The organism is Lysobacter antibioticus HS124 (genome assembly GCF_000336385.2).
GTDB classification, from domain to species: domain Bacteria; phylum Pseudomonadota; class Gammaproteobacteria; order Xanthomonadales; family Xanthomonadaceae; genus Lysobacter; species Lysobacter firmicutimachus.
On record NZ_HG424458.1, the window covers coordinates 24542 to 38237 of the forward strand.

At 69.1% G+C, this 13696-nt stretch carries 6 protein-coding genes; all 6 read right to left on the reverse strand.

Annotation, left to right across the window (positions count from 1 at the left end; genetic code table 11):
• Window positions 1–3: 3 nt before the first annotated feature.
• The gene (locus tag TX83_RS04320; protein ID WP_064746705.1) at window positions 4–1125 is read right to left on the reverse strand and encodes a response regulator; all 1122 of its coding nucleotides are present in this window, start codon (window positions 1123–1125) and stop codon (window positions 4–6) included.
• A gap of 216 nt (window positions 1126–1341) precedes the next feature.
• The gene (lysS, locus tag TX83_RS04325) at window positions 1342–2856 is read right to left on the reverse strand and encodes a lysine--tRNA ligase (protein ID WP_064746707.1); all 1515 of its coding nucleotides are present in this window, start codon (window positions 2854–2856) and stop codon (window positions 1342–1344) included.
• A 190-nt stretch (window positions 2857–3046) separates the two neighbouring features.
• Window positions 3047–4175 (reverse strand): peptide chain release factor 2 gene (gene prfB, locus TX83_RS04330; protein ID WP_141233345.1). Its coding sequence is split into 2 segments (ribosomal slippage): window positions 3047–4099 and window positions 4101–4175, totalling 1128 coding nucleotides; the frame shifts between segments, so codons are not numbered across the junction.
• Between the two features lie 142 nt (window positions 4176–4317).
• Complete coding sequence (locus TX83_RS04335) at window positions 4318–7269, reverse strand: VIT domain-containing protein (RefSeq protein ID WP_261370012.1); 2952 nt, start codon at window positions 7267–7269, stop codon at window positions 4318–4320.
• A 404-nt stretch (window positions 7270–7673) separates the two neighbouring features.
• On the reverse strand, window positions 7674–10331 hold the full coding sequence (locus TX83_RS04340) for a beta-mannosidase (RefSeq protein ID WP_064746710.1): 2658 nt from the start codon (window positions 10329–10331) through the stop codon (window positions 7674–7676).
• Window positions 10332–10682: 351 nt separating this feature from the next.
• The gene (locus TX83_RS04345; protein WP_064746711.1) at window positions 10683–13583 is read right to left on the reverse strand and encodes a TonB-dependent receptor plug domain-containing protein; all 2901 of its coding nucleotides are present in this window, start codon (window positions 13581–13583) and stop codon (window positions 10683–10685) included.
• Window positions 13584–13696 lie beyond the last annotated feature (113 nt).

A 13696-nucleotide genomic window follows, 5' to 3' on the forward strand; every position in this document is an offset into this window, starting at 1 on the left:
CGGCTACTCCAAGCCGGGACGAGGAAAACTGGCGGAGTATCTGTCGCAAATTTCGTCGAGACGGGCGCGGCTGCGGATCAGCGCGTCCACGCACCGCGGGTCGAACAGGCGGCCCCGCTGGGCGTACATATACTCCAAAGCCTCTTCCACGTCCCAGGCTTTCTTATAGGGGCGGGGCGAAATCAGGGCGTCGAACACGTCGGCGACCGCCACGATCCGCGCCTCCAGCGGGATCTGCTCCCCGACCAGGCCGTCGGGATAGCCGCTGCCATCGTAGCGCTCGTGATGGCGCAGGGCGATCAGGGCCCCGGCCTGGATGAAGCGGTTCTGGCTGCCGCTGAGCAGTTCGTAGCCGATCTTGGGGTGGCGGCGCATGACCGCCGTCTCCTCCTCGGTCAGCGGGCCGGGCTTCATCAGCACCGAGTCGGGAATGGCGATCTTGCCGATGTCGTGCAGCGGCGCGGCCATCTCGATCACCCGGATCTCGTCTTCGAACATGCCCAGCTGTTCGGCGATCAGTCCGGCGATGTGCGACATGCGCTCCAGGTAGGCGCTGGTGCCGGCGTCGCGGTACTCGATCGCGCGCGCCAGCCGCGACAAGGTTTCGCGCTCGCGCTCTTCGACCTCGTGCATGCTCGACAGCAGGCGCTGTTCCAGCGACAGCGCACGCTGCTTGACGTTCTCCGACTGCTGGCGCAGCTGCAGCAGGTTGCGGCAACGTGCGCGCAGTTCGCGCGGACGCACCGGCTTGACCAGGAAGTCGATCACGCCGGCTTCCAGCGCGGCCTGGCGCACCGGTTCGTCGCCGACCACGGTGACCAGAATGATCGGAATGTCGCGATGCATCGGCAGGCGGCGGAAACGGCGCGCGAACTCCAGGCCGTCGATGCCCGGCATGCGGTAATCGAGCAGCAACAGGTCGGGCTGATGCGTTTCGCACCAGGCGAGCGCGGCCTCGGGTTCGCCGAAATCGTGCACCGACAGCTCGGGCGCTATGTCCTCGATGATGTGGCGCAGCATGGTCCGCGCGGACGTTTGGTCATCGACGATAACGACGTTCACACCGGTATCCGTAGTGAGGCCGCCCCCTGTGGCGGCCGATCCGCGAGCATACCCCGCCGCGATGCCCGTGACAGCCGTCTAAGGTCCCAAGTGGCAAACCTAGAACACTTCCACACATAGCCCGTCGCAAATCTGCGGACCGCCGTCCGCCGCAGCAATGCGCGCGGTTCATCACGGTTTCTACGCAGCCCCATAACGAAAACGGCCAGCGGATGCTGGCCGTTCGCGGGCGCCGGTCGCGTTGGGCAGCGGGCGCCCGTTCGCGAACCCGGGCGAGACTCAGCCGCCGGCTTCCGGACGCATGTAGGGGAACAGCAACACGTCGCGGATCGAGGAGCTGCCGGTGAGCATCATCACCAGGCGGTCGATGCCGATGCCGAGGCCGCCGGTCGGCGGCAAGCCGACCTCGAGCGCGCGGATGTAGTCGGCGTCGTAGTGCATGGCCTCGTCGTCGCCGCCTTCCTTCTGGTCGACCTGGGCCTGGAAGCGCGCGGCCTGATCTTCCGGATCGTTGAGCTCGGAAAAGCCGTTGGCCAGTTCCTTGCCGCCGATGAACAGTTCGAAACGGTCGGTCAGTTCCGGGTCGATGTCGTTGGCGCGCGCCAGCGGACTGACTTCGACCGGGTGGTCGGTGATGAAGGTCGGCTGGATCAGCGTGTGCTCGACGGTCTTCTCGAAGATCTCCAGCAGCAGCTTGCCCCAGCCGTACGCCGGCTTGACCGGGATCTTCAGCCGCGCGCAGTGAGCGCGCATGGCGGCGAGGTCGCGCAGTTCCTCACGCTTGATCTCCGGGTTGTGCTCCAGCACCGCGTCGGTCATCGACCAGCGGCGGAAGCCCGGTCCCAGGTCGATGACGCTGCCGTCCCATTCGACCCGAGTCGTGCCGAGCACGTCCTGCGCGGCATGGCGGATCACCGCCTCGGTCAGGTCCATGATCTCGGTGTAGGTGGCGTAGGCCTCGTACAACTCGAGCATGGTGAACTCGGGGTTGTGCCGGGTCGACACGCCTTCGTTGCGGAAGTTGCGGTTGATCTCGTAGACCCGCTCCAGGCCGCCGACCACCAGGCGCTTGAGGTACAGCTCCGGCGCCACGCGCAGGTACAACTGCAGGTCGAGCGCATTGTGATGGGTGACGAAAGGCTTGGCCGCGGCGCCGCCGGGGATGTAATGCATCATCGGCGTTTCCACTTCCAGGAAGCGGCGCGCGTCGAGCCAGGCGCGCATGGCGCGGATGATCTTGGAGCGCTTGACGAACACCTCGCGCGCGTCCGGCGACACGATCAGGTCGACGTAGCGCTGGCGGTAGCGCTGTTCGACGTCGCTGAGGCCGTGGAACTTGTCCGGCAGCGGGCGCAGCGCCTTGGTCAGCAGGCGCAGCGATTCGGCCTTGATCGACAGCTCGCCGGTCTTGGTTCGGGTCAGCGGGCCTTGCGCGGCGACGATGTCGCCGACGTCCCAGCCCTTGAACTGGTCGTAGGTCTCGCCGAGCGCATTGGCCTGCAGGAACAGCTGGATGCGGCCGGACTCGTCCTGGATCTGGACGAAGCTGGCCTTGCCCATGACCCGCTTGAGCAGGATGCGGCCGGCCACCGCGACGCGCTGGCCGCGAGCGTCGAGCGCCTCCTGGGTCCAGGTCTCGGCGTCGGCGTACTGCGCCTGCAGGTCGCCGACGTAATCGGCGCGGCGGAAGTCGTTCGGGAACGCGATCCCCCCCTCACGCAGCGCCTTGAGTTTGCCGCGGCGCTCGGCGATCAGGTGGTTCTCGTCGATGGGCGGCAGGTCGTTGTCGGTCATTGCGGTTTTGGGATTCGGGATTGGAGATTGGGGATTCAAGCAGGGATTTCGGGAGCGGGCGGGGTCGGCGTTGGCCAATCCCCAATCCCCGATCCCGAATCCCCTGGAGCAGGGATTCCGGGAGCGGGCGGGACCGGCGTTGGCCAATCCCGAATCCCTCATCCCGAATCCCCGAGGCGGCGCAGCCGCCTCAGACGGCGTCGGAACGTTTGGAGCCGACTTCCAGACCGGACTTCAGGCTGGCTTCGACGAACTCGTCGAGATCGCCGTCGAGCACTTTCTGGGTGTCGCTGCGCTCGATGCCGGTGCGCAGGTCCTTGATCCGGCTCTGGTCCAGTACGTAGTTGCGGATCTGGCTGCCCCAGCCGATGTCGGACTTGGTCGCCTCGACCGCGTCGCGCTCGGCGTTGCGCTTCTGCATTTCCAGCTCGTACAACTTCGCCGCGAGCATCTTCATGGCGCGGTCGCGGTTGGCGTGCTGGCTGCGTTCGGTCTGGCAGGCCACCACAATGCCGCTGGGCACGTGGGTGATGCGCACCGCCGATTCGGTCTTGTTGACGTGCTGGCCGCCCGCGCCCGAAGACCGGTACACGTCGGTCTTGAGGTCGGCGGGGTTGATCTCGATGTCGATCTTGTCGTCGACTTCCGGCGACACGAACACCGAGGTGAAACTGGTGTGGCGGCGGTTGTCGGAGTCGAACGGCGACTTGCGCACCAGCCGATGCACGCCGGTTTCGGTCTTGAGCCAGCCGTAGGCGAAATCGCCCTCGACGCGGAAGGTCGCCGACTTGATGCCCGCGACTTCGCCGCCGGAGACTTCCAGCAACTCGGTCTTCCAGCCGCGCGATTCGGCCCAGCGCAGGTACATGCGCAGCAGCATTTCCGCCCAGTCCTGGGCTTCGGTGCCGCCGGCGCCGGCCTGGATGTCGACGAACGCCGAAGCGCCGTCCATCTGTCCGGAGAACATGCGCTGGAACTCCAGCTTCTCCACGTCCTTGCTGTAGCGCTCGACGTCGTCGACCACGGCCAGCGCGGTGGACTCGTCGTCCTCCATCTCGGCCAGTTCCAGCAATTCCAGTCCGCCGATCAGGCCGTCGGTGAGGCTGCGGATGCCGGTCACCACCTTGTCCAGCGAGGCGCGCTCCCGGCCCAGGCCTTGGGCGCGTTCGGCGTCGTTCCAGACGTCGGGGCTTTCCAGCTCGCGGTTTACTTCTTCCAGACGTTCGACTTTGCTGTCGTAGTCAAAGATACCCCCTCAGCGCATCCAGCCGACCCTTGAGGTCGGCGATGCGCTGGCGGACGGGATTGAGTTCGATCATGTCCGAGTGGTCTTGATGCGGATGAACCGGCGATTCTAGCAGCCCGGCGGCCGCCCCGCCCTGCCCGGCCGCGGGCTCCGCCGCCCCGGCCGGCACCGTTCCGGCCTGCACGGGCGCCGCGGCGCCCGCCGGCCGCGGCCGTTCAGCGCACCTCGAACTCGCCGACCAGGATCTGCTCCTTGGCGTCTTTCAGCCGCAGGGTCACCTGCCGGTCCTGCTGGCCGGGGCCGCCGAAGCCGGTGCTCAGGCGCAGATTCAGGGTGGTCGCGCCGGTCACCAGTGGCTGGCGGTCGCCGAAGAACTGCGCCTCGACCTTGTATTTGCCCGGCTTGGCCCGGCGCAGGGCGAACTCCTCCGGTCCGTAGCCGCCGGTGAAATCGTCGGTGATGCGCCCGCCCTGGTAGGTCAGCGGATTGCCGTAGTAGCACTTCTCCCCGTTCGGGTCGGTGACCCACAGGTCCATGTCGCTGTTGTCGCTGTCCCAGCTCAGCACCGCGCGCAGGGCCAGCGGCAGGTTGCGGCGCAGGCGCGGGTCGACCCGGCTCAGGTCGACCCGGTCCGGATGCGCGGCGGCGATCGCGTTGAGCTCGGCCAGGGCGATCTCTTCGATGCCGTCGAAGCGACCGTCCCAAGCGCGCAGCGCGACCTCGTACAGACGGTCGACCGCCTCTTGCGGACGGCCGGCGGCGGCGTAGGCCAGGCCCAGGTCGCGGAAGCTCTGCGGCTCCTCCTCGGCCATCGCCAGCACCCGCTCCAACACCTGCGCCGCCAGCGCCGGTTGCCCGGCCTGCATCAGCCGGTAGCCGAGCACGCGCAGGACATGGCGGTTTTCCAAGTCGAGTTCGGCCAGATTGGACAGCACCCGCAGGGCCAGCTCCGGGCGGCCCTTTTCGAACAGCACATCGGCGGCGTCGAGGTAGAACGCGGTGCTGCCGGCATAGGAATCGCGTTCGTCCAGGTAGATCGCGTAGGCGCTGCCGGCGTCGGCCTTGCGCAAGCGGCGGGCATAGGGCGAGTCGGGCTCCCAGGCCTGCAGGGCGATGCGGGCGGGGCGTTGGACGGGGCCGGACGGGCCGGCCTGATCGTCGTGCGCGATCCGGCTGGCGGTGACTACGATTCGATCCATGCCCGCGTCGGCCGCCGCAGCCTCCGCCGGCATCTCCACGCTGTCCAGGGTGGTGGGCTCCCGGGCGGAGTCCGGCGGTGCCGGCAGCGCGGGCATGGGCGCGATCCCCGCGGCCGCCGCCGGCGCCGCCTCGGCCAGCCGATAGCGTTCGTTCCCGCCCAGCGCCGCCGGCGGCTTGCCCTTGGGGAAATCGCGTTGCCACCAGTCGATGCGCTGCTGGTAGCTGCCCGCGACCAGGTCGAGGTGGATGCGGCGCTCGCCGGCGACGGCCTCGTCCTGCGCCGACAGCAGGCGACGGTATTCCTCGCGCAAGGGCGCCGGAGGTTCGATCCGATAGCGTGCGTAGTCGGCCGTTTCTTCCAGCACGATCAGCGAGGTCTCGGCGGTGACCAGGCCGTGACGCTGGCCGAGCCGGGCGATCTCGGCCCGATGGCGCTCAGGATCGGCCTGCAGTGCGCGGATCGAGTACTGCGCCCACAACGTCGCGGGAAATGCGCTGGCCGGCGCATCGGCGGCGATCGGCAGGCTCAGTTCGCGCTCGCCTTCGGCGTCGCGCACCCGCAGGCGCAGCGTCGCCGGCGCATCGCGCAAGCGCCCGGCGATGCGCAGCAAGCCGCCGTCGGCGAAGGCCGACTCGGCCGCCGCATCGGCGATTCCGGCGCCGCTCGCCGAAAGCAATTGCGGAGCTTGTTCGAGCAACTCGCGCGCGGCGCGCTCGAGTTCGCCGGCGCGGCTCCAGGCGACCAGGCGGCCACCGTGAGCCTGGGCCAGCGCGCGCAGACGGTCGTTGTCGCCGTTGGCGCCGGCCGAATTGAGCGCGTACAGGCGTTGCTGCGGCCCCAGTTCGGGCAAGCGCTGATCGCCGTAGTTGAACAGGCCGTCGCTGACGAGCAGGTACTCGCCGATCTCGGCCTCGGCGTTCCAGCCGCCCGGATCGGTGGCACCGTCGTAGACCGTGTCGTCCAGCTCGCGGCGCAGCGCCGACCAGTCGCCGCCGCGCACTTGGAAGGTCTGCGCGGGCTCGGCGCGGTCGCGCAAGCGGATCAGGCGCACCTGCACTGTGCCGGCAGCGCGAAAATAGCGATCGAGCAAATTGAGTTCGCCTGGGTGATCGCGTTTGCGGCGCGAAGCCGAACTGTCCCACAGCAACCCCACCGTCTGCGGCAACCGGCGCGGCGCCGAGGCGCCGCTCAGCGGCACTTCGGCGAGGAAATAGCGCTCGCCGGCGAAATCCTGGACATAACTCTCGGCCCGTTCGGCGCGCGGCAGACGCAGGCTCAACACCTCACCCGGCGGACGCGCGCTCAATGCCAGGCGGTAACCGCGGCCGTGCCGCTCGGCTTTGAGCGCGCGCGCCAGCCCCAGCGGTTCGGGCTTCTGCGCCGTGCGCAATTCGCCTTCGAAACGGCCGGCGCCGTCGGCGAAACGCAGCGGCAGTTGGTACTGCCAGGCCTCGCCGTCGCGACGCAGCGATTCGACCAGGTCCAGCCGCACCCGCCGGGTACCGCCGGCCGGGATCGGATAGACCCGCAGCTTGAACTGATTGCCGGCGGTCTGCTCGAGCAGGCCCGGGTCGATGCCGCGCCGCTCGATCGCCTCGAACACCTGCCGCCCCTGCGCCTTCGGCACCGGCACCGCATCGCGCATCGCGCCGCCGATATCGAGGGCGAAGCCGGCGACTTGCTGGCCGGGCTGCAGGGGGAACTGCAGTTCGCCCTCCAGCACCCGCGCGTTCGGATTGCGGAACACCAGTTCGATCGAGGTCCGCGCCAGGCCGCCGACGATTTCGCCGTCGACCCGCGCCGATTCCAGTTCGATTGGGGTTTCCGCACCGGCGACCCGCAGCAGCGGCGGCAACGGCGGGGCGGTCAAGTGCCCGGGCGTCTGCGCGCCGGCCAGTCCGGCCAGTCCCAAGGGCAGGCTCAGCAGCAGGCCGGCGAGCACGGCGGGCACAAAGGGGAGTTTCACCGGAGGCGCTTCCTTATGGCGGGGTCGAATCCCTCAACGCGCGAACTGCGCGAAAGGGGTGAGGCTTCCATGCCGACGGCGACGCCGCGGCTGCGCCAGCTTCGACGATACCGACCGGCGCGGCAAGCGCCACGAAGCGCGCGGCCCCACGCAGTCGCCGGTCGCGGCTTGCGCCGCCACTGCCCGGGCCGGTGCGGTGGCTGGGGCCACCGCTTGCGCCGCGGGTACGGGGAGCGCGCGACGCCGGTATTGCCCCGGGCGTCGGCGCCGTTCCCGATTGCGAGTCCGCTGTTGCGCCCCCTCGTTGAAAAGGGGGGGGCTGGGAATTTGCTCTTGCTCCCGCCCGCGCCGCCGCCTGCGAGCGCGCGCTCGCGGCCTGCGCCGCCCCTCCCCGGGGCTATGGCTCAGGGGCGATGCAGGGAGCGCAACTGCAAGGCTTGACGCAGTTCGTCCAGCCCGGCGGTCGAGGTCAGCGCGATCTCGATGCTCTCGCCCGGCAACAAGGTCAATGCGTTGTCGGACAGGGTCGCATCGCGTTCGCCGAAGTCGATCCACACAGCGCGTGCGAAGGCGCCGGCATGCAGGCTCAGCACGTACCCGGCGCCCTCCCGGCGCAGTTCGGCGCGCAGCTTCGGGTCCGGCCAGGCCAGGGTCTTGGCTTCGCCGAAATAGACCGCACGCCGCGACACGCTGCGGCCGTCGACGATCAGGTCGAACACCGCCGCGGTGCGCTGGGGGTCGGCGCCGCGCAACAAGTCCTGGTCGCTCCAGGCGCCGGCCGCGGTGGACGCGGCCGCGGCCAGGGTCGCCGGATGGCGTTCGTCGCGGTGCACCTTGCCGGCGAAGTCCACCACCCGCAGGCGCCACTGCGCCGGTACGGCGTCCTGCCGGTCGGAGATCAGATTCAACTCGGTGCGCGCCGCCGCCGGCCGCCGCAGCGGCGCGACGGCCAGTTCGGCGAAGAAGCGCTTGGCGTGGAAATGCAACGGCTTCCAGCGTCCGAAGTAGTCCAGGCTGGCCCAGGACGCACCCGGCCAGACGTCGTTCAACTGCCAATACAGCGAGCCCATGGTGCGCGGCCGCGAGGCGCGGTGATGCAACGCCGCCAGTTCGATGCCCTCGGCCTGGACCTGCTGGCTGAGGTAGACGAAATCGGCGAAGTCGCGCGGCTCGCCGTACTCGCCGCGGATGTACTTGAGCAGGCGGGTATTGCCGTCGCCGGCGAGGAACTTCTGGTGGGCGCGGATCACCGGCGTGTCGATGCCCTGCTCTTCCGGCTTGGCGAATGCGCCGATGGTGCGCAACGAGGGCCAGCCCTGCAGTCCGTATTCGGACATGAAGCGCGGAGTCTCGTCCAGATAAGCCGTGGCCGGCAGCGCCGGACCGCCCCACACGTCCCAGTAATGCTTGTCGCCGTGGTTGGAATCGTTGGCCTTCTCGGCCAGATCGTTGCTCGGCGAGCTCGACCAGTACGGCACGCCTGCGCCCTCCTCGGCCACGACCTGGCGCAGGTCCTTGCCGAACAGCGCGACGTAACCGTCCCACACGGTCTGGGCGAAGGCCGGATCGGCCTCCTTGAGTTTCTTGCCGTGGCCCCAGTCCTTCCAGGCGGTCTCCTCTTCGTTGTTGCCGCACCACAGCACGATGCTGGGGTGATTGCGCAGCCGGCGCACGTTGTCGCGCGCCTCGGCGACCACGTTGGCGCGGAACGCCGCGTCGTACGCGGGCGGCATGCCGCCGCCGAACATGAAGTCCTGCCAGACCATCAGCCCGAGTTCGTCGGCGATATCGAAAAAGTCGTCCGACTCGTAATAGCCGCCGCCCCAGTTGCGGATCATGTTCATGTTGGCGTCGCGCGCCGACTGCAGGTCGCGACGCAGGCGCTCGCGGCTCACCCGCGCCGGAAACGCGTCGAACGGAATCGCGTTGGCGCCCTTGGCGAACACCTCCACGCCGTTGACGACGAAGGCGAAGCCTTGGCCGTGCCCATCCTTCTCCCGCTTGATCTCGACCGTGCGCAGACCGGTACGTCGGCTGGCCTGCGCCAGCACCGCGTCGCCGTCGCGGACCGTGGCACGGAACGCGTACAGGGGTTGCGCGCCGTAGCCGACCGGGTACCACAACTGCGGCCGTTCGATGCGCAGCGGGATCGACACCCGGTTGAGGCCCGCGCTCAGCCGGGCTTGCTGGCGCAGCACTCGGCGGGCGCCGTCGGGCGCGGTGTATTCGAGCTCGACCGAGGCCTCGCCGGCTTGGGCGCCGACGATCTCCAGCTCGGCCGACAGCTCGGCCGCGTCGCGCCCGATACGCCGCGGTTGCAGGTGCAGATCGGCCAGGCGCAGGCGGTCCCAGCTCTCCAGGCGCACGCCGCGCCAGATCCCGGCGCCGACGTAGCGCGGGCCCCAGTCCCAGCCGTAGTGGTAGCCCGGCTTGCGCGCGAAGTTGCCGGTCATCGCGTCCTTGGGCTCGTCGCCGTAGGGCGACGGATAGTTGCCGGCGATCTTGTTCGGCATCGCCTGCACCTGCGGCAGCAGCTTGCGGATCGGCGAGGCGAACACCACCCGCAACTCGTTGCCGCGTTCGCGCAGGCGGCCGTCGACCGGCACGCGCCAGGTGCGGAAGCTGTTGTCGGCGCGCAACAGTTCGCGGCCGTTGAGATAGACGGTGGCGAACGTGTCCAGGCCATCGAACACCAATTCGTTGCGCGCGCGAGCGAGCGTGGCGCGGTCCAGGTCGAAGCCGGTGCGGTACTCCCAACCGGCCAGGCCGATCCATTGCAGCTGCGCCTCCGGCGCGCCGACGTAAGGGTCGACGATCAGCCCGGCGGCGAGCAGGTCGGTGTGGACGTGGCCCGGCACGCGTGCACTGCGCCATTGGGTCGCATCGCGATGCGCGGCCGCCTCGGGATCGTCGGGCAGCAGGCGGAACTGCCAGCCGGCGTGCAGCTCGCGGCTGGCCAGCGGTGCGGCCTGGGCCGACCACGCGGCAGCGACCGCCAGCAGCATCAGGACGAGGGCGGCGAGCGAGCGCCAGGGGGACGAGGGCCTTGCGGTCTGGGGCATGGAGTCACCTGTCGAAAAGGGGGCGGCAGGCCGGCCGGCGCCGGGCCGTGCGCGAATCCTGGGCCGCACCCGCGCGGTGGGGGCGGCCGTGACGGCGGCGAAAACGATCGGGCGGGAGGCCCGCCGAAAAAAACGGGAGCGCGCATTCCCGCGCTCCCGTTCCGAGGTCCGGACAAGACCTCGCGGCACGCTTTCCGAGGGTGGCCGCGAGGGGGTACACCGCCTTGCCCGGGAGGTCCGCCGCCGTGCCGTAACGCCACCGGTGGGTGGCGCGCCGGCCCGGCGGCGGGGTTGCCGCCGAACGCAGGGGCCCGGGCGGCCCCTGCATCCGATTCTTGAACCGCATCGCGATCAGTCGAACTTGTAAACGAATTCGGCCGAGATTTCACGACCCACGCGCGGGAACACCCGCTCGTTGGCGTAAGCGAAGAACATCTTGTACGGGTCCTTGTAATCGGCCTCGTCGAACAGGTTGTCGATGTAAAGGTTGACCCGCGCCTGCTCGGTCAGCTGGTAGCCGGCGGTCAGGTTGAAGAACACCGGCGCCTTGAGCTTGCCGACCATGCGGCAGGAGGTGTCGGTCTGGCCCGGCAGGATCGGCGCGCAACGGTTGTAGTTGTCGCCGTTGACGTGGCCGACGCGGTTGGCGAACAAGGTCGCGTTCCAGGGACCGCGGCTCCAGCTGGCGCTGGCGCGGGCGAAGGTGCGCACGTCGTTGTCGCGGTTCTCCTGCATCGGCGCGCCCGGGTCGCGCTGTTCGTTGTTCTTGAGCTGGTTGGTGTAGTTGAGCTGGAAGCTGAAATCGCCCCATCGCGTGGCCGGCAGCTTGTAGCGCGCGGACACGTCGACGCCGGCCACCTCGCGGTAGGCGATGTTGATCGGGCCGCTGCTGACCGACAGCACCTGGCCGAGCGGATAGTTCGGATCGGCGACCCCGGCGGCGTTGGTGCCCGGTGCGCTGCGGGTCACTCGCGACTGGATGCTGGCGCAGGTCGACGAGCCCGGCGCGACCTGCATGCGGTCTTCCGGACGGCGCGGCTTGCCGTTGATGCACTGGCTTTCCAGTTCCAGGATGTCGGCGATGTTGAAGTCGCGCACCTGGTTGTCGATGGTCATGCGCCAGTAGTCGGCGCTGAACGACAGATTGTCGGTCGCGTCCCACACCAGGCCGGCGCTCCACGACTTGCCCGTCTCGCTGTCGAGCTTGAGGTTGCCGGTGCGGCTGATGTTGTGGCGGTAGTACAGCGCCTGCGAACCGCAGTTCGGACCGAGGCCGCGGGCGATGCAGGTGGCCACGTCCGCGTCTTCCTGGGTGCCGGTGCCGCTGGTGGCGAACAGGTAGTGCATGTCCGGCGCGCGGAACGTGGTGTTGTAGGCGCCGCGCAGCAGCAGGCTGTCGATCGGCCGCCACTCCAGGCCGGCGTTCCAGGTGAAATTGCTTTCCTTGCGGCTGTCGTCGTCGTAGCGGTCGAAGCGGCCGGCGGTGGTCAGGTCCAGGGTCTTGAACAACGGCAGCTTGAACTCGACGCCAGCGGCGTAGCGCTTGCGGTCGCCGCCGCCGAGGTTGGTGCCGCCGGGCTGGTCGTACTGCTTGTTCGGGCCGTACGTCAGCGGGTCGGGGCTGAGCCGGTACCCCTGCGAACCGGCTTCCAGCACCGCGGCGAAGCCGACCGGACCGGCCGGCAGGTCGAACAGGTCGCCGCTGACCGCGAACTGGGCCTGGTTCATCCACGACTTGGCGCTGCTGTGGCCGTGGGTGGTCAGCTTCTGGAAGGTGGCGATGTCCATGGGGTTCCAGAACCGGTTCATGTCCAGCCGGTAGGCCGGCAGGCCGCCATTAGTGCCCATTTGCGGGCCGAGGAAGTACTCATCCACCGCGCTTTGCACCACCGCCGGGAAGCTGAAGTCGACTTCGTACTCGGTGCGGCCGACGGTGGCATCCCAGTTGAAGCGCTCGCCGAACCGGCCGCGCAGGCCGGCGGCCAGATCCCAGGAGCGCTCGTTGGTATAGAACAGGAACGGATCGCGGCCGCCGGCCTCGGGCACGGTGAACGCGCGCCGGGCCTGGTAGCTGCGGCCGGTGTTCTGGTCGTAGAACGCGCCGCCGCGGTTGAGTTCGAAGCGCAGCGCCTCGTCCTGGCGCGACTCGCCTTCGCTGTCCCACACCGACGCGCTCACCCAGGCCTGCATGCCGTTATCGAAGTCGTAGCTGAAATTGCCGAACGCCGACAGGTTGTTGGAACCGTTGCGCAGGCTCCACAGCGCGTTGCCGCGCGCCTGGGTGCAGCTGTAGCCGGGGAACTCGGGCGGATTGCCCTCGTTGCCGAGGAAGTTGTGCAGCGGCAGGTCTTCGAAGCGGTCGCAGGCGCCGGCCGGCGGAGTGACGCGGCGCTTGGCGGCGCTGTCGATCAGCTCCACGCCCCACACCCAGGGCCAGGGGTCGTTGACCAGCGGCTTGACCGTGGCCGCCGGCTCCAGGTCGGACGCCAGGAAGCCGCGCTGGCCGGCGAAGATGGTTTCGCGACCGCTCCACTGCACGCCGTAAGTCGCGCTCCACTTCTCGCCGGTGCGGCCGCCGGTCCAGGACAGATCGAACGAGTCGCCGCCGCCGCGGCTGGTGGTGCCGCCCTTGATGCGGACCTCATCGCCGTTGAAGTTCTTCTTCATGATGATGTTGATCACGCCGGCCATCGCGTCGGAGCCGTAGATCGCCGAGCCGCCGCTGGCCAACACCTCGATCCGCTCCACCGCGGACATCGGGATGTTGTTGAAGTTGGCGAAGTTGCCGCGGCCCTCGTAAGGCAACGGGTAATCGGCGACACGGCGGCCGTCGATCAGCAGCAGGGTGCGGCCGGGACCGAGGTTGCGCAGGTTGAGCGGGCTGGCATTGGGCGTCGGGCCCTTGTTGACGTCGGCCTGCACCGAACCGGTGACCTCGGTCAGCGTGCTCAACGCCTCGTACACGGTGGCGAAGCCCTCGCGCTTGATCTGGTCGGAACTGATCACGGTCACCGGCGCCGGGCCTTCGATCTCGGCGCGCTTGATGCGCGAACCGGTCACGGTGATCTTGTCGATCGACTTGACCTCCTCGCCCGGCGCGGCCGCGTCCTGCGCGGCGGCGAGACCGGGCAGGTACAACGCGGCCAGCATCGCCGCGGTCAAGGCGTTGCGGCGCGCGCGGCGCGATCGGGCGGCGTCGGCGCGCTGCGCAAAAGCCGGCTGCTCGAAGTTGGACTGCTTGCTCTGGTTCACCTGCTTACCCCTCCCAAATCGCGGCCGGGCTTCGGCCAAGGTTGCGTTCGTGTGGTCTGTTGCGGTGTGCAGCGGCGGTTCGTGGCGTGTCGGTGCCGGTTCTGTCGCCGGCG